The organism is Acinetobacter sp. (genome assembly GCF_050285345.1).
Classification (GTDB): Bacteria; Pseudomonadota; Gammaproteobacteria; order Pseudomonadales; family Moraxellaceae; genus Acinetobacter.
Genome location: NZ_JBLZXR010000033.1, coordinates 1 through 23,302, shown reverse-complemented (window position 1 = coordinate 23,302; position 23,302 = coordinate 1). Strand labels below are relative to the sequence as shown.

Sequence of the window (23,302 nt, the reverse complement as noted above, 5' to 3'; positions counted from 1 at the left end):
AGATTTCGACACCTTTATCAAAACGGGTAACTTTCTCTTTTTCAAGATCAATGTCCGATCAGATCTGAACTAATACACTTTATGTTGATGGTAAATTTGATGAATTTGCTGTTTAAGCTCTGCGTATTTATCGGTCACATCAAGCTTTACCTTGTGATAATAGAAGCTACTTCTTGCTAAATTACCGATAGATAACAGTAAAGGTAATGGAAAATCTTTACTTAAATCATGAATCAGCCTTGCTTGTTGGTCTTTTTTGGGGGATTCAGCAAGGCATCGAGCTTTTTTAGGTAAGCATTCTCGGCACGTAAATATTGTAATTCACGTTGAAGTTCAGCATGTGTTTTTTCATGATCAGGCTTATTAACAATATATTGATGTTTGTTTTTTGACATGGATGGTCTGCCTTTGGGATTGTGTTTTAATCCAAGAATACCATCTGTTTTATAAATTTTACGCCATACGCCAATCAAACTTGGTGATGAAATATTAAACTTGAGTGCTGTATCAGATAAACTTAAGCCTTCTTTTTTCATTACTTTGAGTACATTGAGTTTAAATTCAGTGCTGTAAATGGTCTTGCTGGATTTCGGCTTTATTGCATCTATACCGCCCGATTCGAATTGTTTTACCCACTTAGAAACATCTTTCTCATTGACTGCAAAATGTTTGGCTGTTGAAGAGTATGTCTGCCCTTGAGCATAATATGCAATGACAGCTTGCTTGAACTTTAAATCGTATTTCATAAAAATACCCTACAAGTTGTGTCCAACTTATAGGGGTCAGTTCATTTAAGGGAGGTTTTTTAACTCAATTAACGATTATTGTTTTCGTCATCTTGAGTATCATCAAATTTTGTTTCGCCTTCGAAACCAGCACTTTGACCACCAAAGCCTCCTTGCTGACTGCCGAAGCCAGCTGCGCCTTGACCACCAAAGCCGCCACCTTGACTACCGAAGCCACCTTGACCACCGAAGCCACCTTGACCACCAAAGCCACCTTGACCACCAAAGCCACCTTGACCACCGAAGCCACCTTGCTGACCGCCGCCAAAGCCGCCTTGTTGACCGCCACCGAAACCACCCTGTGGACCACCGAAGCCAGCTGCGCCTTGAGCACCAGCAGGAGCACCAGCAGGACGTGGATTACGTGCAGGAACTACAGTTGAGATTGCATGTTTATAAACCATTTGGCTTACAGTATTTTTCAAAAGAACGACGTATTGGTCAAATGACTCAATATGACCTTGTAATTTAATGCCGTTTACCAAAAAGATAGAAACTGGAATACGTTCTTTACGGAGAGAATTTAAGAACGGATCTTGTAAAGTTTGACCTTTAGACATGTTATAACTCCAAAAAATAATAAAAATCAGCGCAAAAACTACCTTTATTTTTCAATTAAAAATTATCAAAAAGGTAGTCCCTAAATTTTGCTTTATCCGTAGCAGTTTCGCAAGTCTTCTTGAGCCTGCTTCGCTGTTAAATATGTAGTAAATTTATGCGTTTCTTGCAAAGATCTTAACCAAGTATATTGACGTTTTGCAAGTTGTCGTGTTGCAAAAAGTGCTTTATCCTCCATTTCTCGTTGTTTTTCGCTACTTTGGTCACTATTTTTTAAAAAATCGAAGGCTTGACGGTATCCCACCGATCGCATTGAGGGTAAGTTCTCACTCAAATCGTATTTTCCAATCAGACCCTTTACTTCATTTAAAAATCCAATGTCCCACATTATTTGTAAACGCTGGGCTATACGCTCATGTAATTCTAATCGGTCCGGCAACAAAGCGTAATTATGAAAATTGTAACGGTATGGTAAGTTCTTCGGTTGCTCTGCTTGCAACTTGGTAATAGGCTGTCCAGTTAACTTATAAACTTCCAACGCACGAATAATCCGTTGCTTGTCACTGGGTTTAAATTTCTCACCCGCAAGTGGGTCGACCTGACAAAGTTCTGCATAAACCGCTTCCCAGCCTTCTCGTTCAGCTTTAGTCTCAATTTCTGCACGAACCGCATAATCCGCACTTGGTAAATTTGACGACAGACCTTCCAACAATGCTTTGTAATACAACATCGTACCCCCAACCAAAATCGGGGTCACACCACGTGCATGCATGTCATCAATCAGTACACAAGCATCTTCAACAAAGTTTGCGGCCGAATAAACTTCAAGCGGGCTAATAATATCAATCAGGTGATGCGGATAACGTGCCAATTCCGCTTTACTTGGTTTGGCCGTTCCAATATCCATATCACGAAAAACCAATGCAGAGTCGACAGAAATCAGCTCAAATCCACCTTGCTCATACAGCTCACATGCCAGCGCGGTTTTGCCACTTGCAGTTGGTCCCATTAAATTAATGACCGGCAATTGATTCGACATGTAAAACTACTCTCCTCGAGCAAAAAGTTTATCAAGTTGTGCCAATGGAAAAGCACGCCATGTTGGACGACCATGATTACATTGACTGGCAAATTCAGTCTGTTCCATTTGACGCAATAGCGCATTCATTTCAGACAAACTGAGGATGCGATGTGCGCGCACTGCCCCATGACATGCCATACCCGCGAGAATTTGATCGCGTTTTTGTAATAAACCTGCGACTTGATCGCTTGGATCTAAATCATTCAGTAACTCAGGGATCAATGCATCAAAATCAGCTTTATGCAAAATAGCAGGTACACCACGGACAATCACTTGTTCATCGCCATATTGATCTATTTCAAGCCCTAAGCGTGCAAGTTGTTCTTTTAACTCATCCACCCGCATGGCTTGCATTCGATTAATACTCACCACTTTAGGAATCAATAACTGCTGTGAAGTCCAAAACTCAGGTTTATCCCAAGCCGACTTCATTTGCTGTAACACAATGCGTTCATGTGCGGCATGCATATCTACAATAATTAAACCTTCGGTGTTTTGCGCCAGTATATAAATCCCGTGTAACTGTGCAATGGCGATCCCCAATGGATGCTCATCCACTTTTTGCTGGATATGTGCTTGCAAAGACTGTTCGGCATCATTTGATGTGTCAGATGATCGAAGTGGTGCTAGATAGCTCTGTAAGGCATTATTTAGCTGTTTTGAACCCATATTCGTGGAATTATAGTGACTGGCTTGATTTGAGCCATTTAAGAGCTGCTGAGCCTTATATTCATCAGCTAGTCCTACTTGAGCAGAGTCCGAAGTATATTGCACAGGTGTAGGCGAACTAAAATCCGTTAAACCACCGGCAATGTCGGGACTGACAAATGCATGTTGTGGTGCACTGGTTTCCGTATTTTGATGTAACTGAAATTGTTCTTGATGTCTTGGCTGTGGAATCTGGCTTTCTGGAATTTGCCCATCCAACTTCATTGCGGTTGAAAGTTCGGCCGTTGCGGTTTGAAACTGCGCTAGCGTGGATTTTGCGTAATGGCGAACAAATTCATGAACTTCACGTTGATTTAAAAAACGAATTTCATGTTTAGTCGGGTGGACGTTGACATCAATATTTTCTGGATCAACTTCCATAAATAGCAAATAAGCTGCATGTTGATGGCCATGCAAAATACCGTCGTACGCCATACGTAAAGCATGTGATACCGTCTTATCTTTGACAATACGACCATTCACATAGACATATTGCATATCTGCTTGCGCGCGCGCATCCGACGGATGTCCGAGCCAACCACTTAAACGCATATTGATGCTATCCGCATCCATCCAATAAGCATTTTCAGTAAATTGACGTCCCAACAATTGTTGCACGCGCTGAAAACGGAGTGCGCCACTGTCTGCAATTGGTAAATTCAGTTTAATGCTGTTGTTATGCTCTAGTACAAAGCGAATATCAAAATGAGTCAGTGCTAATCGACGAACAATCTCTTCAATATGTCCAAACTCGGTGCCGGGCTTTTTTAAAAATTTACGTCGTGCAGGTACATTAAAAAATAAATCCTGCACACGAATAGTTGTGCCTTGCGCTGCAGCAACAGGTTGAATTTCTTGCGAGTCAAAAGCTGTGCCATTGACTTCAACCTGATAACCCACGCCATCATCATTTTGACTACTGGTTAAAGTTAAGCGTGATACCGCCGCAATCGAAGCCAAGGCTTCCCCACGAAAACCCAAACTGACAATCGCATGTAAATCTTCAGCGGTTTGAATTTTACTGGTCGCGTGGCGCATCACTGCAAGCGGTAAATCCTCATGATGAATCCCTCGACCATTGTCAATAATTTCAATCAGTGTACTGCCACCTTGTTCCACACGAACAATCAGTTCGGTTGCGCCTGCATCGATAGCATTTTCCAGTAATTCTTTGACGACAGACGCAGGACGTTCAATTACTTCCCCTGCAGCAATTTGGTTGGCTAAAGCAGGATCAAGCGTTCGAATTCGGCGGGCACTGAGATCATTCAGCATGGTTAAATTTTTGCTCCAGCGCGTGTTGCAGGGATTCTGAGTTAGACGTTAAAGTGGCTTTACGGCTAAGCTCATCTTCTGATTTTTCAATATTAATCACCAAGTCTGCTGTTGGGATTTCATCTCCACCTTTGGATGGCCATTCAAATAAAAACAATGCATTAGGCATTTCTAAATAGTCACGAATACCCATCAATTCTAATTCATAAGGGTCATTAAGGCGGTATAAATCAAAGTGAAAAATATCTTTGCCTTGAATATTGTACGGTTCAACCAATGTATACGTTGGACTTTTCACCGCACCTTGATGGCCTAGTTGTTGTAGGAAATAACGGGTTAACGTGGTTTTTCCTGCACCCAAATCGCCAATTAAATACACCACACCCGTAGTAAAATGCGTCGCCAGTACGGTAGCTAAGTTTTGGGTATCGACTTCACTATTTAAATCCAGACTGAATGAATACTGCATATTACTCACAACATGTACATAATAATTAAATATGATAGCATCGCACCGTCCAAAATTGATATCTCAGCCTTTCGGTTTGAGCATTTTTCACAACACATGTAGCACAATATTCATCCAGCTTTAGATCAACCTCATGCCTCATTCCGAATTTACCCCAGCTATGATCAATGGTGTCAGTGCCAGCCGAGTTTTCCTAGATGCCAATAAATCGACTGCATCCACAGTCTTTGAATATTTGTGTCAGCAATTTCCACATATTTCAGCCGAAGAATGGCAACAACGATTTCAAGATGGCTTGGTCTTTGCGGAAAATGGGCTAGTCTTAACGATTGAAAGCGCATTTGTAGCAAACCATCATGTGTTTTATTACCGTTTTTTAGCGCATGAAATACATGTGCCCTTTGAACATCAAATTTTATTTGAAAATGATCATTTTATTGTAGTGGATAAACCGCATTTTTTGACCATGAGTCCAACCGGACAATATGTACAAGAAACCCTGTTGGTCCGTTTAAAAAGGCAGACACAGATTGAACATCTCACACCTATTCATCGTCTAGACCGTGAAACGGCTGGAGTTGTTCTGATTTCAAAATGTGTGGAAAGCCGAGGGTTGTATCAACAAATGTTTGCCACGCGCCAAGTGCAAAAAACCTATCATGCCATTGCGGGCTATCGAGCCGATTTAAAATTTCCCATGACCACACACTATCGTATGGAAAAAGGCCTTCCCTTTTACACCATGCAAGTTATTGCCGGTGAGCCAAATAGTGAAACCCACATTGAACTACTTGAACAGCATGGTGAATGGGCAAAATATGAATTAAAACCACATACTGGCAAACAACATCAATTAAGAGTCCATCTCAACCAACTCGGTATCGCAATTCAAAACGACCCGCTTTATCCGGTGGTTCAACACAAGGCTGAAGATGATTTCAGTCAACCTTTACAATTACTTGCGAAGCATATTCAGTTTATTGATCCTGTGACACAACAGACTTTTCAGTTCAGTTCTGCCCATGAATTGACACTGTAATCTGATTGTCATTACATTTAGTTGATAAAATAGCATCGAACAATATTGAATTTATGGTAGTTTTGATTAGAATAAATGCGAAAAGTTAAGTATTTAAAAGCTTTCTAAGAATATGAGAAAAACTGAAGTCTACCAAATCCGCCTCGATTCACAAGAAAAGAAGCAAGCATTTGCTGTATTTAAACAACTTGGAATTACGCCAGCGCAAGCGGTGCGTTTATTCTTTAAACAAGTGGTTTTAACCAAATCCATCCCCTTCTCGATTGAAAATCAAAATATCAATGTTGAACAATTGATTAAACTACGTAAGCTGAAACAGCAAGAGGCTCAAGCGATTGCCAATACAGACATCAGTCCCGCCGAACTTGAGATTTTAAATAACGATCCTTTATTAGATGATGACCATCTCGATCTGTTTGAAGAACTCAATGCGATTTTGGGCGAAAGTGACAAAATTTAACACTGTCGCATTTATAAACAATTTATAAATCAACCAATTTCAAAATTTCGATATGCTTCATGCAAGACAGATAAAAATAGCATGGAGTATATAAAAGATGATTGTTAGACGCGCAACCGAAGTAGATCTCCAACCTCTCGCTGTTTTATTTGATGAATACCGTCAATTTTACGGCACCTCTTCAAACCTTGATATTTCACTAAAATTTCTCACCCAACGTTTTGAAAATAACGAAAGTGTTATCTTTATTTGCCTGAAAGATGAAGTTATTACAGGCTTTATTCTGCTGTATTTAGGCTTTTCATCCGTTGCTTGCTCAACCTATTACATTTTAGATGATGTCTATGTCACGCCAGTCTATCGCCGTCAGGGTTCGGCACGTCAGTTAATCGACACCGCCATCTTGTTTGCACAACACGAAAAAGCTCTAAGAATTAGCTTAGAAACTCAAAAAAATAATTACCATTCTCACCAATTATATGAATCTATGGGCTTCGTCAAAGACGATGAATTTAGAACTTATCACTATTTTATGCGCTAAAAAAATCTGTGCGATGCACACATCTAAACGCTTAATTGAAAAGATATTTAAGCGTTCAAAAACGTTTCAATCTTTCGATGATTTGAAATGACTTTTACACTGGTATAATTTAAAGATAAAAGCCATCCACACACGTTAAAGTCTATTGCTGACGAAATTTAGATTGTTCAATTTTTTCTGTACTGAGATACATCCATTCACCTTCAGCAAGATCATTTAATCCGAGTTGGCCAATTTGCGCGCGATGTAATGTTTCGACTTTATTGCCCACTGCGGCCAGCATCCGTTTCACTTGATGATATACCCCTTGATGCACAGTCATTTGTAATTTATGGGTAGCAAGCAGCTTGATATCGGTTGCTGCAAAGACGCCATTTTCATTGCGCAGCTCTACACCTTGCTCCAATTGTTGAATTTGTTCAGCCGTCACTGCATCTGCGGTTTGCATAACATAGACTTTCGGTACATGCTTTTTCGGATGGGTCAGCGCTTGTAAATACTGCCCATCATCAGTGAGCAATAACAAACCTGTGGTGTCTTGATCGAGACGCCCCACACATTGCAACCCACGATTTAATAACACCTCATCAAACAATTCAAACACACTGAAATGATGGGTCGCTTGATGTGAGCATTCATAGCCTTTGGGTTTATTGAGAGCAATATACAAATGTTCGCGGTACACGTATTCTTCGCCATACACACTGAAACGTAAATCCTTTAAATCAAGTTTAAGTTTAGGATGATCTACAACCTCACCATTGATTTCGACAGCACCATTTTTAATTAATCGCTGGCAGTATTTCCGCGAACCAAAACCTTGTGATTGCAGCATTTTTTCCAAAAACATAAACCAACCTAAATTCAATTTTCCATTGGCTATTTTAGCCTGAAAGACCCGAGGCTGACGACTTAAATCTATTGAACAAACTCATAACAGCTTTTACCAACGCCCTTTACTTCCGTGATCTGGGTTAAACTATCGTTCTCCCTGTTCAATTTCCCTCGCAATATTCCTATGTCTCAGTTGGATTTAAACTTAATTGTCCTGATTGTTTTATTAGCATGCGGTATTTTTAGTCACAACACTGCAATTACCATTGCTGCTGGGGTGCTGATCGTCTTTAGAATTACACCATTAAGTGAGTTTTTTCCATATCTCCAACAATATGGTTTAAACATCGGAATTATCATCCTCACCATTGGTGTACTTACTCCAATTGCCAGTGGAAAAATTGCGGGTGACTCGATTTTAAAATCCTTTTTAAGCTGGAAATCTCTATTTGCCATCGCCATTGGTATATTTGTAGCGTGGCTTGGTGGACGCGGGGTAAAATTAATGTCCAATCAGCCCGATGTGGTCGCGGGCCTACTTATTGGTACTGTCGCAGGTGTCGCCATGCTGCGCGGTGTTCCTGTTGGGCCTTTAATTGCTGCAGGTATTTTATCTTTATTAATTGGTACGAAATAAATCCGAGAGAGTCGCTTTCAAAAAAGTGGATAATTCATCCACTTTTATTTCTACTTTAAATAGTTTTGGCTTTAAATAAGCGCTGACTCAATAAAATACCAATTACAGAAAGTATAGACATTAAAATTCCTACCCAAATCCATGTGCCTGTTTGCGAAACAATGATTGCAATGGTCGGTGGTAGGACAAACTGAGAAATGGCTGAACATTGCAGCACCATCCCCACAGTCGTACTAATCGCAGCAGGATAAGGCGCAAAATGCAGTGCTTGCGCAAAGACAATTGCAGCAACCAGACCACCAAATAACGAAAAACTAAATACACTGAAATATTGCAGTAAAAACGGTAAATGATCTTTAAATAAATAAAAACTCAAGGAACAAAGAATTAAAACCCCAAAGCCAACTTGGACTAAAGTTTTAGCTTGAAAACCACGCTGCAACATTAGGCCGCAAGCAAATGTTCCAACTGCATTGGCAATCGACACACTCGCAGTTAAAGCACCTGAGAGTTGTGGTGAAACCTGATTTTGCTCATAAATGGTCGGTAAAAATCCAACCAAGGCAAACCATTGCCCTGCATAAGTACCAAAAATGAGTGCTAATAACCAGGCAGCTGGATGTCGCAACGTATCTTTAATTAAGCCAGATACCGATACGCTATTTAACACTGGCTCAGCTTTAGGAATCCAATATGCAATCATCAGAAATAATAGCGCTGTTACAAGACTAAAACTCAGCCAGACCCATGGCCAACCATAGTCAGCAATTAAAAATGGCGCAGTAAATAATGCAATGCCCATGCCTCCGCCCATGTAGGCACTCCATAACCCCATTTTACTGCTAATACGCTCCATAGGAACCAACTGGCGAATAAAGGCAGGCCCAGTTAAAGTTACCAATAGAAAGCCAAAACCTTCAATTACACGCAATACAAACAACACACTAATGGAGTGCGAGAAGCTTCCGATTAAACTGGCTATGGACAATAAAGCTAGCCCCAGCAAGATACAAAATTTAAATCCAATACGCTGAATATAACTACCAATGAGCAAGGCAAAGCACATGCCTGCACCTTGAACCAAAGATAGAAGTAAACCAGATTGAATTAAACTAATACCGAGTTGCTGCTGTAGTACAGGAATTGCGGAAGGTAATTTACCAATATGCATTGCAGCAACAAAACCTGCGGCAATAATCAATAAATCTTTAGACATCCATTTCATTAAAAAAGCTAACGCTCACGTCCATATTCAGAAGCATTAGCTTATCAACTTGAGCACTTTAATTCAGTCAAAAAAGCGCTTACTTTATATGAATATTCAATTAATCATTCAATATTGATCTGTTTGCGCATACGTTTATTGGCATACATTTTTAAATCTGCCATTTCCACCAATTGATCGATGGACTGTGCATCTTCTGGAAATAATGCGAGGCCAATACTGGCGCCAATTTTCAAACTGACTTGTTCAAAGGCAAACGGCAAACCGCAACTTTCAGCGATACGATTCATTGCAGCTTTTGCCAGGTCATGATTGGCAATATTGGTGAGAATTACCGCAAATTCATCGCCACCTAATCGTGCGACAAGATCATCCTGTCGAGTTTCGCTCAAAATACGCTGGGCAATTTCTTTTAAAGCTGCATCACCAATGCGATGTCCAAACTGATCATTAATTGGCTTCAGGCCATCCATATCAATCATCAGGATGCCAAGTACCTTATTATTTTGACGTGCTTTCTCAATCCCTTGGCGTAAAAAGTCAACAAATAAAGCACGATTAGCCAGACCAGTTAAACTGTCTTGAGTCGCCAATTTATATAGCTCTTTTGCGCCATAGCGCGTTGCATGATACATCGCCGCTGCAATCAACTCCGACATTAAACTCAAGATATGTAAATCTTCTTCTTTAAAAGCATCAACTCGGTCTGAATAAATTTTAAGTACACCAACCCCTTCATCACAATGAATTAAAGGCACAACCGCCATCGAACGCAGTCCAACACGTCGACACGCCGCGCGATCAACGCGCGCATCATGCTCCGAATCACGACAGTACAGGGTGTTTTTTTGCTCAATACACAGACCAGAAAGGCTGTTTTGAATATGCAAACGCAGCCCCAGCAAATGACTCGCTCCACCTGAAACAGCACGATAAACCATATCGCCCTCTTCCGCCAATTCAACCACTGCACCTTGGGCATGAGTAATGATTTGGGCTTGTTCAGCAACAACTGTCATCACTGCATTGAGGTCCAATCCGAGTTTGGCAATTGCAGTCTGCGTTTGGATGACTGACATCAGTTGACTTGGCGTAGGTTCAATATTTTTAGACATAGATCAGCTCTAAAAGGAAAACATCCAATTGTAATTCTGAATAATTTTAAAAATTATTCGTTCACTTGTATAGCGATACACCATCTGCTTTGCAATATACATGCAAATCTCATTTTTAAATTATGGGAATTTAACATTTCCTTACTTCAACTCAATTTAGGTTTTAATTTCCTTAAATCAGCATCTATAAATAGAAGGCTAAAAAATTAAGCTAGATTACTTACCTTTTAAAACATAAATTTTTACTTGGCATCATCCCAACTGCCGTAAACCAATAAACTATTGGTCATTTTAAGCAACCTTAACTGGAATAATAGTGATGACGTTTTTGTGAGAATTTCGCCAATTGCTTTAAGAAGCCTTCAAAATAACTTTTTTCGGTTTCTTCAGTCCGATAACCCGCATACAGCGTGCGTCTCAGGCCTTGTGGAGAAACACAATCCAAACGACGTGAAGTCACCCAACCTTTTTGTTCATATTCATTTACCACCCAATCTGGCAATGCTGCAATCCCCCGCCCACTTGCCACCAATTGAATCAACATCTGAGTCAAATCAGTGGTACGCACTTGTTTGGGTTGAATATTTGCTGGTAAAAACAACTTCGCCATAATATCTAAACGATGCTTATCAACTGGATAGGTAATTAAGGTTTCTTCTGCCAACTCTTGCACTGTGATATTCGTTGCGCGTACCAAGGGATGCGTATTTGAAAGCACGAGGCGTGATTCATATTCAAAAATGGGAAAATATTCAACCCCTTTTAAACTGATCGGGTCTGCTGTAATCAGCAAATCAAACTCACCAGTTTGTAATAATTCATGCGGATTAGCTTCAAAACCTGAGGCAAAATCGAGGTCCACATCTGGGTATTGCTGACGATATACATTCAACAGTGGCATCAACCAGTCAAAGCAACTATGACATTCCGATGAAAAAATAATGCGTCCCGTTTGGCCATGCACAATTCGGGTAATATCCGATTGCGTAATTTGCACTTGTGGCAAAATATCATCTGCCAAACGCAGTAAGCGCTGCCCCACATTGGAAAAGGTCACAGGTCGTGTCCGGCGATTGACCACTTCGACCCCATACCAATGATCTAATTCTTTTAATTGGTGTGAAATTGCTGAAGGTGTCAGACATAAATCATTCGACGCGGCCACCAATGAACCATGTTCTCTGAGAGCCAATAATGTTTTGAGGTGACGTAATTCCAGCATAGCAATTTCCAAAATAGATCACTGAGACACGGCACTCAGCTTAAATGAATATATTTCATTCTATCATGCTATTCATGAGATATATTCACTCTGAATTTTATTTAGCTATTTTTACAACAGCTGCGTTCTATAACGCTCATGAATGAACAGCCTTATCGCTCAATACGCTCTATTTTGTGAAAAAATAAAATATTATCTAAAGTTCAGGCAACTTTTTACCGCAATGCGGACAATAGGCATATTGCTCACGCTCCTGCTTGAGTTCTTCCTCTTTTTGCTCTCTTAAGAGTTCTAAAATAATATCTTGCGTCTGTTCATTGGTCAGGCCAACCGATTTTCGAACTTCCTCAATTTTCTCAGGCTCCAAAATAAAGTCGATATCACTATGTTGAATGAGTTCACGAAAATGTAACTCCAGTTGTTGCTTACGCTGTTCCAGTTCATGCGCTAAACCATTGGCCAAGATCCCCGCGGGTAGAGCCGCCAAACCGACCCCAAGAATGGTAATCATCGCACCTAGAATACGCCCTAACGGTGTAATTGGCGTGACATCTCCATAACCTACCGTAGTCAATGTCACCACCGCCCACCACATCGAGGCAGGAATAGAACTAAAGGCTTCAGGTTGTGCATGACTTTCCACCAGATACACACCGGCAGCAGCCATGATAATCATAATAAATAAAATAAAGATGACTGCTTGGAAGGAACCTTTTTCACGTTCAATCACTCTTAATAAGATTTGGAGAGATACAAAATAACGTGTCAGTTTTAACAATCGCAATAAACGCAGGATGCGTAAGAAACGTAAGTCAAAATGAACAAAGAAATTGAGATAGGCAGGTAAGATTGCCAATAAATCAATAATTGCACCGCCACTTTTCAACCAAGTGAAACGGTTACGCCAAGCCGAATGAAAGGGATCTTTTTCCGCGATTGACCATATACGGAGCAGGTATTCCGTACTAAAGATGACAATTGAAATATTTTCAAACGTATCGAAAAATATCTTGTAGGACAAATAGATATCATTGACTGATTCTAATAGTACAGCACTGGCATTACCTAAAATCAGCAAAATCAATAGGTAATTTAACGCACGGCTAAACTGTGTTTCGTAATCATCATTATGTAGGTTGTTATAGACAAACTTTCGCAGCGTATACCATGCGCTAAATGTCATAATTTTCGGTCATGTTTGAAATAGACCTGCGTAGTTTAACTGAAACTTAGCCAAAATTTATAATTTGAAATGACTCAACCCAAACATCATTCAAGATGATTTGATCGGAAATGCTCCGATCAAATCATAAAAGTAAGATCATTGGTTTTGAAATTACTCCACAAATAACAAGGCTAAACGCACTTGGTCATAACCCATACGTGGACTGGTTAACTCCACAATTGGGCGCAGTTTAATTGAACCATCATCATTGTAATGTGCTGGATCTTGACGTTTTGCCAGCCGTTTATAAATTTTACGAACTTGTTCCACCACATCTTCGCCGGGATTGGCCACGGAAATATCCAGGCCCTGATCCTTTTGTAAACGTGCCAAATGGTTGATGATGGTCGCAGGCGTTAAACCGCGTTCAACCGCAATATCTGAAATTTCATAACCTTCTTCAAACAATTCACGTGTTTGATCCAGTGTCGCTGTGGCAAAACTTTGCTTACTGCCCGTTTTCGCCAATTTCTTTTCATTCCGTTCAATTTCAGTTTCATTCAACGTACCACCACAATGTCGAATAAATGCTTTATGTTGAACGGTCAAGTCGCTATCTGCAAAATTGGTTTCTGCTTCGTCGGACAATTCCTGAAAACGTCGATCGGCTTTAATTGCCAAACTATCCAGTTCTAAAGCCTGATCATTAAAGCCCAGTAAACGTAAACCATCTAAAGCTTTTAAGCGTGACAAAGCCACATAGCCCTGACCTTTTTCAAAAGTATGTGTCAGGTTAATTTCTGCAGCTTCAAGGGTCATCCCTTGTGATTTATGAATGGTAATGGCCCAAGCCAAACGCAGTGGAATTTGCTGGAAACTGGCAATAGTTTTACCTTCATCATTATCCACCGACCATGTTTCAGGCTCAACCACCAAAGTCGTTCCATCAGTCAGTTTGACTTTAGGTAAAATGCCATATTCATCGTCATCTTCAAAGCCAACCACTTCACCTAAGCTACCATTGATATAGCCCACATCGAAGTTGTTTTTGACAAACATCACTTTGGCATTTTTCTTTAAAGTTAGGGTTTCAGGCGCGCGCACCGAGGATTTTAATGTTTCAATCAGTTTGTCGTTACCATCACACTGCGCGTCAAATTGGCGTGACTCTTGTTCAATTTCATTCAGATGCTTAAAGTTAATACTGTCCACGTCCATATTATGAGTATACAAACGGGTAAACGTGTCCCCAATATTTTGAGTCCGAGTTTGCTGCAAAGCATGAATATGATTGGCATCAATTTGCTGGGCACGAATGGCATTTAAAATATCATTTAAATAGTCATTGCCCTGACGGTGCTGTTCTGTCAAATAACACACGCGAAATTTGGCTTCGACCCATGCTTCGGACATAAAACAAAATTTATCCCGATTGCGTTCACCATTACGTCCTACAGGCGGCAACTGGAAAAAATCCCCTGCGACAATCACCTGAATGCCACCAAAAGCCTCTTCACTGTCTTTAAAAAATTTCAGGACTTTATTGACCAAGTTCAACTGCTTGGCATGCAACATTGAAATTTCATCAATAATTAAAACTTGGGCATTTTCCAAATGCTCTTTTAAATATTTGCGTTCTTTCAGGCGCTTCAATTCATCTTCAGAAATGGCATCTTTAATGCCAATCCCTGCCCAAGTATGAATGGTCATACCATTCATATGGGTCGCTGCAATCCCTGTTGAGGCAGTAATCGCCACAGGTACTTTGCGCACTTTTAAATAATTAATATATTGATTTAAGGTATATGTTTTCCCTGCACCAGCTGAACCTGTTAAAAAGACATTTTCGCCTGCTTTGAGTAGCTTGAGTGCAGTTTCCTGTTTCATAAGACCTATACCGTAAAATAACGGCTATAGCCTAACGATTTTTGCCTCAAAAGTTAAGCATGCAATGCCAAATGCATGGAGCAAATCCATTAGCGATGCTCTAACTGATTGAACCACCTGACAAATCGCTGTGCGATATTTACAGTTATTTCATCCGCTTTGGCATTATTGGCATATTCCAGTTGATCAAAAACCAAGGCCCGATTTTGAATAACACAGCCCAACGTCATACATTGCGATTGGGCATGATGATACATATGAAAAGCAACATATTCTTCACGAATAATTCGCTCACTATAGCTGGCTGCCAAACAATGCTGAAAACGGCGTGATTCTTCTATGATGCGATCAATCGTTTTAAGTTCTTCAAAAAACCAATTTTCAAAGATTAAATTTTGCGTTCGTGTGCGTGCAGTCCAGACAACTGAAGCAAAATTCTTTTTCAGTTTGCTTAATATCTCCTGCTGATGCATCTGATCATGCCAATGCCTTGCTTGATGAAATAAACCTTTCCAACTCACATTTTTTGGTACATCAGTTTTTTGTGTCATCACCGCACTGAGATAATCACGTACATAGGAATCAAATACTGTCACCCGCAAATTGTGATGCTTTAAATAAAATAATTGACGGAATTCATTGAGTTGAATGTGATGTCGATGTAACACATTGAAGAAATCACGATTTTCTTGATGCTCAGGATGCAGATATGCAATCAATTCATTCGGTAAATGTGCGGTACAACGATTTAAATGCTGTAGATAAGCCTGCATCAATCGGCTTAAAGGCTGACAGACTTTCTTGATCACCACATCATCCATTGCCGCTATCTGTCGCATCAGCTGCAACCATTCATCTAAATATAAAATCGATGGACTAATCGCGATCCGATGATCATCGAGATACTGGCGCTTTTCTTGTAATACAAACTGATGCCGATTTTCAAGATTAAACCAGTCTTGCTTTATCGCGCTGTCATAACAACTTTGAATAAAAATTTTCGCAGCAATGAATTGAAAATATTGCAGCGTCGCCAAAATAATTGACGGATGGGTATGCCGTGTATCGACATAACTCAAAGCCATCACAGCGACACGCACGCTACTATGTTGAATATTTCGGCTCAGCCAATCCAGCACTTCAGCCGATTGTTTAAACAGCCAACGGACGGCTCGTTTATTATCAAGTAAGGGCTGTTTGCCAACTTTCTTTTGCCAAATGACTGTCGATTGCAGAAAACTGCGCTGACTCAAGACATCTTGTTGGCACCAAACATTGCGCTGCATTAAACGCACAAAGCCAAGCAAATTAGGTCGCTCTTGTGCATGATTGAGTAAAAGCATCACATCATCTACATGTTCATTTAACTCATGCAAGCTAAAACGTTCTTCATAGGTCAAACTCATGATGCGATAAATAGCTGGATCCAAAAACTGTGGCGCAGCAAAACAGAATTCATCCAAACTTTCCATCAGCACTTGAAGCGGCAACAGTGTTGGCTCGGTGAAATTATTCAGCGTAAATAACTGTTCAAATAACGCAATCACCTTTGTCGGCAGCGCTTGCTGCTTGTGCTCATGACGCTGCACAAAATCATGCATGATTGGAGGTTGATCAATATCCTGCTTTTGCATCCATTGATCAATGATCTCAGCTTGTACATCATCCATCTGCTCAAAAAATTGTGCTACACGTGTGCAAGCATCCAATGTTTGAAAGACTTGTTGCAAGATGAGCTGACGTAGTTGTGCGGCTTTGTTGCGTAAGTAGAGAGAATGCTGCGGCCTTAAATCTCCAGTACAAAAATGAATATCCTGTAAAAAGAACTCTTCAAGTAGCTCAGATGTAGCAGCCTGAGCATGAAATGTGGCAATTTTAATCGGCTGAAATGGACTTGGGGGAAATTGAAAACTTAAAGCGGCTGTCGTTTGCAGTTGAATGTAGCAAAGTCCATTACATAAACGGATTTGATGATGTTCAGCATCAAATTTAACTAGATTTTGCGCATTCATCATCGTAACGAGCGCAACTTGATCTTGATAGAGTTGGTGTAATAGGGGTGAAATACGTATTAACTGCCGAGCCATTTGCTCAAACTGCGGTTTTAAATCATCCTGATCCATCGCCCGCCCATTTTGATTTTTTTAAACTGCAAATGAATATAATCAATCTGTCATGATTAGACTACTATTATTAATTAAATTCACTTTATTCAATAAGTTACCGAGACACTCAACCATCTCCACACGTTACTCAGTATAAAAATCTTTAGCTATTCAATCGCTTGCTAGATATCTGGTCGAAGTTCATCACGATAGCGTTTGGCCTTTGAATGCTTCAATGCTGTTAATTTCCGCAAGACTTTGTCTCAGCAAAACTGAAAAAATAGTATTTGTTTTAGGGTGTTTTTCAACTACGCCACATCAATCAGGCAAATAAAAATGGCCATGATCAGTAATACTGACCATAGCCATTTTAGGTGTATTGTATACGTCGACGTCAAATACATTTTGGATAAAACATTTAAGTGCTTGATCCACTGTGCATCATGTTCAACCGACTATACAAAAAATGTCTTATGCAGCGTTGTGTTTTTGCACTAGTACAGAGCCAACTGAGTAACCCGCACCGAATGAGCAAAGTACGCCGTATTCGCCATCATTCACTTCATTTGCTGTACGGTGTAATGCAATGATCACACCCGCAGAAGATGTATTGGCAAATTCATCCAAAATAATTGGCACTAAGTCTGGTTGCGCATTTTCTTTACCCACAACCAATTTCAAAATCAATTCATTCATGCTGGCATTGGCTTGATGTAACCAGAAGCGTTTTACATCAGTTGCCGCGATTTTGTTATCTTCCAATTGTTTGGTGATCATTTTCGCAACTAAAGGACAAACTTCTTTAAACACTTTACGACCGTCTTGACGGAAACGGTAGTTGTCAATGTCTGCATCCACTTCGCTCATATTTAAATAACCGAAGTTGTTACGGATGTTATTTGAGAATTGAGTGAATAGATCGATATCTAATACTTCAAAGCCCGCTTTAGTTTCGGTTTCTTCAATGATTGAAGCTGTAGCAACGTCACCAAAAATAAAGTGGCAGTCGCGTGAACGGAAATCAGTATGGCCAGAAGTAATTTCTACGTTCACCAGCAGTACGCGGCGCGCACCTGCTTTGATCGCATCATAAGCCTGCTTAATACCGAAAGTTGCGGCTGAACACGCAACGTTCATATCGTATGCATAACCTTGAATACCAAGCGCAGTCTGGATTTCAATAGAAACCGCAGGATACGCGCGCTGAATATTTGAACAAGACAGAATCACCACATCAATGTCTTCTGCAGTCACACCTGCATTTTCCATCGCTTGTTTTGCTGCCGCTACGCCCCATTCAGCTTGAATCGATAATTCATCATTTGAACGTACATGCAACACTGGACGTAAACGTTTTGGATCTAAAATACCTGATTTTTCTGCAACATAACGTGCTTTTACACCCGATGCTTTTTCGATAAATTCAGCACTTGAACCACGAAGCGCTTCTAACTCGCCAGCTTCAATTTTTTCAGCATTATCGCTATTGTACTGTTCCACATAAGCATTTAAAGCTCCAACTAACTCTTCGTTAGTGATTACGTCTTCTGGATGATAAAGACCTGTACCCGTAATGCGGATGCCCATGTAAAACTCCTTCTTTAAATTACCGATATCTTAACTGATTCCAAGCTTATCCCATACTTTTTGTAAGCGGGATGGAGAAATTGGCATCTTGGTCTTCATAGGTTGAGAGAAAATAGAGATGCGTAACTCCTCAACCATGAAATACAATTCTTTAAGGCGAGTGTCATTTTTAAACTTGAATAATTTTTCCATCCACGGGTCAACTTGATCAATGGCAGAATTGTCCCTTTGTAGATTATTTGGCAAACGATCTAAACGCAAGATTAATGCCTTTAAATATCGTGGAAATTCAAGCCACACATCGGAAGTTTTGCCATACACAAAGTCAGAAAGTTGCATCAAATCGAGCTGATCTTCAATATCATCAATATTTTTTCCAAAGATAGAATCATCTAAAACCAACAATTTCCGGCGTATTTCCTGCCATTGAATGTAAGTTTCACTCAAAACAGCCAAAGCTTGCTGACCATGAATTAAGAAAGAATTTTTTACATTTAAAATGAGCTTTTGATATTCCTGCACATTGACAGGAAGCTCATTTATTGAAAGCTGCAGTGTGGCATAAACTAACATTTGCTCAAGTTTTGCCTTATCCCCTAAAGGGGAATACGCCAATGCCAATGGTTTAGAAATCTGTTTTTTCAGTTGACGAACCAAGTCACCCAACTGCATATGCACCAAACGAATGATCCCTTCACGGTGCTGTTTAACCGCTTCAAATTGATCATTAAAAGTTTGGATCACTACACCCGATTCATCTTTGGCATCCAAACTGGCAAAGTCTTTGGTCGGTACAAGGGCTTGGTATTGTTTAACCACCACACCTGTGACTTTCTGCGATGCTTCAAAGACAAAACTTTCCGGGAAGCTTTTAAATTCACCTTTTAACTGTTTAACAGGACTATGGGTTTCTGTGCGGCAACGTGCTTTGAGTTCATCCAGATCACGTCCCTGTTCAATCACGCGACCTTTTTCATCAATGACTTTAATTAGAGGCAACAGATATTCCTCAACCCGCTCCCAAGAGAAGTCTTTTTCAGTAATTTGCTCACCACGGAGTTGGAAAGCCAAGAAGCTGAAAATATGCTGCTGCAAATGCACCGCATCAATCCGCGCAGACAATTTACGTGCAGTATCTGGAATCGGCACTAAATGACGACGTTTATCTTTCGGCAAGCCTTTGAGTAAAGCTTCAATTAAATCCTGACGCCAGCCCGGAATCCCCCACGACCAGATATTTTCATCCACCTGCGGCAAGGCTTGCAGAGGGATTTTCACCGTTGCCCCATCTTCATCATGACTTGGGTCAAAACGATAACTGGCAGCAAGACGCAGTTCGCCATTACGCAAATAGTCTGGAAATTGCTGCGTCGTTGGACGATCATTCAGCCACAACGCATCATCATCAATAAATAAATACCATGGATTTTTAGGTTCTACCGTTGCGCGCCAATCTTCAAAGCTACGGCGACTCGCAACATCCTCAGGCACTTTAGACGCATAGAACTGGTAAATGGTTTCTTCATCCACCACCAAGTCGCGGCGGCGCAGCTTGTCTTCTACCCGCTCAACTTCTTCGAGTTTTAATAAATTGTGTTTTAAAAATGGCGGATTCGAACCTAGGTTTCCAGTCGTCAGCGCATCACGTAAGAAAATTTCATGTGCTGCAGGCTGATCCACCTTTTCATAATTGATCGGACGGCGCGGCTCAATAATCAAACCAAACAAAGAAATTTGATCATAGGCATTTACTACACCAGCTTTTTTCGACCAATGCGGTTCAAAATAATGATGCTTCAACAAATCGCCAGCAGCCAATAAAATCCATTCAGGTTCAATTTTCGCCAACGTTCGAATATAAACCTGAGAGGTTTCGACCATCTCAAAAGCCATCACCCAAGGCGTATTGGTTTTATGCAAGGTCGATGCAGGGAAAATTCGTGCCTTTTGCTGACGCACTGCCATAAAGACATTGCGTTCATCAGTTTTATTGGCAATGAAAGATAACAGGCCAGTTAATAAGGCGCGATGCAGATTTTCATAGCTGGCTTTCTTTTCATTGAACGACAGCTTTAAACCTTTGGCTAAATCGACCAATTGCTCATGGGTTTTCTTCCATTCGCGCAAGCGTAACCAACTGAGGAAATGATTGCGCGCAAAGGTGCGGCGCTTATTTTCACTCATACTTTCGCGGTTTGAGTGCAAGGTATCCCATAGCTTGGTATAAAACAGAAAGTCGGAATCTGCTTCACGGAATAACGCATGTTTTTGATCAGCCTGCATTTGCTTATCCGCAGGACGTTCACGCGGGTCTTGCACAGCCAATGCCGCCACAATGACCAAGACTTCATTTAGCACACCAAAATGCGCACCGCCTAAAATCATTCGCGCGAGACGCGGATCAATCGGCATTTTCGCCATTTGCTGACCAATTTTGGTTAATACACCATCCTTGTTATTGACATGTCGGTTGCCCTGTTTTGCTTGGATTTCTGAAGCGACTTGAACTGATTTCGAAGATTTTTCTTTTAATGCACCCAGTTCAATCAATAATTTACGGCCATCATTCACCAAACGATGATCTGGCGGCTCAATAAAATCAAAATCTTCTAAAGATCCAAGTCCGAGACTTTGCATCTGCAAAATCACCGATGCCAAGTTGGTGCGTTTAATCTCAGGCTCGGTAAATTCAGGACGACTCATAAAGTCTTCTTCTGAATACAGTCGAATACAGACACCCGGCGCGATACGACCACAGCGGCCTTTACGCTGATTTGCTGCGGCTTGCGACACCGCCTCAATTGGCAAACGTTGAACACGAGAGCGGTAGTTATAACGTGAAATGCGGGCAAAACCGCTATCAATCACATAACGGATATTCGGTACCGTCAGTGCAGTTTCCGCTACGTTGGTGGCGATAATAATCCGTCGTCCACTGCCAGCTGGGTTAAAGATTTTTTGCTGCTCTGCCAAAGCCAAACGAGCAAATAGTGGCAACACTTCGGTATGACGTGGACCGTGTTTAATTAAGGTTTCTTGTAATTCACGAATTTCTTGCTCTCTACTGGCAAAAATCAGGATATCCGCATGTTCGGGATGCCCTTTCTCTTGTGCATCCTGTAAACACTCTTCAACCGCAGACACCACGGCGCGTGGTAAATTTTCTTCAAAATCATCAAACTCATCATCATCACTGCCGCCAATATTCATTTCGGAAATAGGACGGTAACGAAGTTCAACTGGAAAACTGCGCCCTTCCACTTCAAAAATCGGCGCGCCATTAAAGTAATTGCTGAAACGGTTAACGTCCAAAGTTGCCGAAGTAATGATAACTTTTAAATCTTTACGGCGTGGCAAGAGCTGCTTGAGATAGCCCATGATAAAGTCGATATTCAGCGAACGTTCATGCGCTTCATCAATAATAATGGTGTCGTATTTGGTTAAGAATCGGTCATTGGCCAGTTCAGCCAATAAAATACCGTCCGTCATTAAACGAACTAAAGAGTCTTGCGAACCTTGCTCATTAAAACGGACTTTAAAAGAAATCGACTCCCCCAGTTTTTCGCCCACTTCTTCTGCAATACGTTGCGAAACGCTACGAGCAGCTAGTCGACGGGGTTGAGTATGACCAATCAAACCCGTTAAACCACGACCTGCAAGCATAGCAATTTGCGGCAACTGCGTGGTTTTACCCGAACCCGTTTCACCTGCCACAATAATCACTTGATGCTTTTGGATCGCATCAATCAACTTATCAGCATATTGGGTAACGGGCAGGTCTTGGTTCAGTTTGATATTTGGAATACGTGCGAAACGTTCACGCACTTTAGTATTGGATTTTTCAAACAGTTCTTGATGCTGTTTTTCGTTGGCGTCTTTCCCCTTACGCAATCGATTTAAACGGTGAAGATCTCGCACCATCACCATATTGTCTACATTTAAATCTTTCGCCACCAAGAGTACGCCCTAAAACTATCTTAAAGCACAATATTCTACTCGGTTTTATTTGGATTCCCAATGCACCTCTTATAAAGAACTTGGGCAATCCAGAATTAATTCATAATATTCGAAGGCTGCTATAGGCTAGATTTAAATTAGATTATCAATTTGCGACTCGCTTAGATGACCTAAACACGGGAAACGATCAAATAGCACAAAATTAAAGCAATACTTCTCACCCTTGCAATATTAAAGGTATACAAACAATTCACGCTATAAAAAAGAATCACCCATTATTTTTTTCCAATACCCTTGATTTTTCCATTCCTAGCCACCATGTTTGTTCAGGACATTTAAGGGGGAGTTCCTGTCATCTAATCCACATCTTTTTTGGGTTAAATGAGACAAGAGACTTGTCTATTGGGAAATTAGTACACATTTATTAATTCGGATTTTCCGATCTTAGTTATGTAAAAATACTGTTTCAGCAATAAGGAAATTTTCTGTACCCTATTGGAAATCAAAAACAAACCTCAATCATGGAGACAATGATGAGCTTAATTAATACTGAAGTTAAACCGTTTAAAGCAACTGCATTCCAAAATGGTCAATTCATCGAAGTAACTGAAGCTGATCTTAAAGGTAAATGGTCTGTTGTATTCTTCTACCC

18 protein-coding genes and 1 pseudogene are annotated in these 23,302 nt (G+C 40.6%); 5 read left to right on the top strand and 14 right to left on the bottom strand.

Going from position 1 to position 23,302, the window contains the following annotated elements; translation table 11 throughout:
• Positions 1-233 precede the first annotated feature (233 nt).
• From ACN6OV_RS03160 to tsaE, 5 genes are all read right to left on the bottom strand, one after another.
• Entirely contained in the window at positions 234-746 is a 513-nt protein-coding gene (locus ACN6OV_RS03160; protein WP_427949585.1) for a helix-turn-helix domain-containing protein, read from the bottom strand.
• A gap of 68 nt (positions 747-814) precedes the next feature.
• On the bottom strand, positions 815-1,345 hold the full coding sequence (gene hfq / locus ACN6OV_RS03155) for an RNA chaperone Hfq (protein WP_427949584.1): 531 nt from the start codon (positions 1,343-1,345) through the stop codon (positions 815-817).
• 92 nt (positions 1,346-1,437) lie between these two features.
• Entirely contained in the window at positions 1,438-2,382 is a 945-nt protein-coding gene (gene miaA / locus ACN6OV_RS03150; protein ID WP_427949582.1) for a tRNA (adenosine(37)-N6)-dimethylallyltransferase MiaA, read from the bottom strand.
• Between the two features lie 6 nt (positions 2,383-2,388).
• Positions 2,389-4,407 (bottom strand): DNA mismatch repair endonuclease MutL, encoded by a 2,019-nt coding sequence (mutL, locus tag ACN6OV_RS03145; protein WP_427949580.1) that lies wholly within the window; start codon positions 4,405-4,407, stop codon positions 2,389-2,391.
• Positions 4,397-4,876, bottom strand: coding sequence for a tRNA (adenosine(37)-N6)-threonylcarbamoyltransferase complex ATPase subunit type 1 TsaE (gene tsaE / locus ACN6OV_RS03140; protein WP_427949579.1), 480 nt, complete (start codon positions 4,874-4,876; stop codon positions 4,397-4,399). Before tsaE ends, mutL begins: the two co-directional genes overlap by 11 nt.
• A 133-nt stretch (positions 4,877-5,009) precedes the next feature.
• Between tsaE and ACN6OV_RS03135 the strand changes: the two genes are divergently transcribed.
• From ACN6OV_RS03135 to ACN6OV_RS03125, 3 genes are all read left to right on the top strand, one after another.
• On the top strand, positions 5,010-5,915 hold the full coding sequence (locus ACN6OV_RS03135; protein WP_427949577.1) for a pseudouridine synthase: 906 nt from the start codon (positions 5,010-5,012) through the stop codon (positions 5,913-5,915).
• 112 nt (positions 5,916-6,027) lie between these two features.
• Entirely contained in the window at positions 6,028-6,375 is a 348-nt protein-coding gene (locus ACN6OV_RS03130) for a type II toxin-antitoxin system RelB/DinJ family antitoxin (protein WP_427949575.1), read from the top strand.
• A 97-nt stretch (positions 6,376-6,472) separates the two neighbouring features.
• Positions 6,473-6,916 carry an N-acetyltransferase family protein gene (locus tag ACN6OV_RS03125; protein ID WP_427949573.1) on the top strand — a complete coding sequence of 148 codons (444 nt, stop codon included), beginning with the start codon at positions 6,473-6,475 and terminating at the stop codon, positions 6,914-6,916.
• Positions 6,917-7,058: 142 nt separating this feature from the next.
• Here ACN6OV_RS03125 and ACN6OV_RS03120 read toward each other — a convergent pair whose 3' ends face one another.
• The gene (locus ACN6OV_RS03120; RefSeq protein ID WP_427949572.1) at positions 7,059-7,766 is read right to left on the bottom strand and encodes a pseudouridine synthase; all 708 of its coding nucleotides are present in this window, start codon (positions 7,764-7,766) and stop codon (positions 7,059-7,061) included.
• A gap of 168 nt (positions 7,767-7,934) precedes the next feature.
• Here ACN6OV_RS03120 and ACN6OV_RS03115 point away from each other — a divergent pair, with 168 nt between their 5' ends.
• The gene (locus ACN6OV_RS03115; protein WP_427949570.1) at positions 7,935-8,387 is read left to right on the top strand and encodes a DUF441 domain-containing protein; all 453 of its coding nucleotides are present in this window, start codon (positions 7,935-7,937) and stop codon (positions 8,385-8,387) included.
• Positions 8,388-8,442: 55 nt separating this feature from the next.
• Here ACN6OV_RS03115 and ACN6OV_RS03110 read toward each other — a convergent pair whose 3' ends face one another.
• From ACN6OV_RS03110 to hrpA, 8 genes are all read right to left on the bottom strand, one after another.
• A complete protein-coding gene (locus tag ACN6OV_RS03110; RefSeq protein ID WP_427949568.1) occupies positions 8,443-9,612 on the bottom strand; it encodes a CynX/NimT family MFS transporter in 1,170 nt (389 codons plus the stop codon).
• A gap of 104 nt (positions 9,613-9,716) precedes the next feature.
• On the bottom strand, positions 9,717-10,727 hold the full coding sequence (locus ACN6OV_RS03105; RefSeq protein ID WP_427949567.1) for a diguanylate cyclase domain-containing protein: 1,011 nt from the start codon (positions 10,725-10,727) through the stop codon (positions 9,717-9,719).
• A 301-nt stretch (positions 10,728-11,028) separates the two neighbouring features.
• Positions 11,029-11,949, bottom strand: coding sequence for a LysR family transcriptional regulator (locus tag ACN6OV_RS03100; RefSeq protein WP_427949565.1), 921 nt, complete (start codon positions 11,947-11,949; stop codon positions 11,029-11,031).
• Between the two features lie 196 nt (positions 11,950-12,145).
• On the bottom strand, positions 12,146-13,132 hold the full coding sequence (locus ACN6OV_RS03095; RefSeq protein WP_427949563.1) for a potassium channel family protein: 987 nt from the start codon (positions 13,130-13,132) through the stop codon (positions 12,146-12,148).
• Positions 13,133-13,285: 153 nt separating this feature from the next.
• Entirely contained in the window at positions 13,286-15,001 is a 1,716-nt protein-coding gene (locus ACN6OV_RS03090) for an AAA family ATPase (protein ID WP_427949561.1), read from the bottom strand.
• A gap of 89 nt (positions 15,002-15,090) precedes the next feature.
• On the bottom strand, positions 15,091-17,124 hold the full coding sequence (locus ACN6OV_RS03085) for a hypothetical protein (protein ID WP_427949559.1): 2,034 nt from the start codon (positions 17,122-17,124) through the stop codon (positions 15,091-15,093).
• Positions 17,125-17,577: 453 nt separating this feature from the next.
• Positions 17,578-18,693 carry a beta-ketoacyl-ACP synthase III gene (locus ACN6OV_RS03080; protein ID WP_427949557.1) on the bottom strand — a complete coding sequence of 372 codons (1,116 nt, stop codon included), beginning with the start codon at positions 18,691-18,693 and terminating at the stop codon, positions 17,578-17,580.
• Positions 18,694-18,723: 30 nt separating this feature from the next.
• Positions 18,724-22,647 (bottom strand): ATP-dependent RNA helicase HrpA, encoded by a 3,924-nt coding sequence (hrpA, locus tag ACN6OV_RS03075; protein WP_427949555.1) that lies wholly within the window; start codon positions 22,645-22,647, stop codon positions 18,724-18,726.
• Between the two features lie 536 nt (positions 22,648-23,183).
• Here hrpA and ACN6OV_RS03070 point away from each other — a divergent pair.
• Positions 23,184-23,302 (top strand): annotated as a pseudogene (locus tag ACN6OV_RS03070) (peroxiredoxin); the annotation flags it as partial.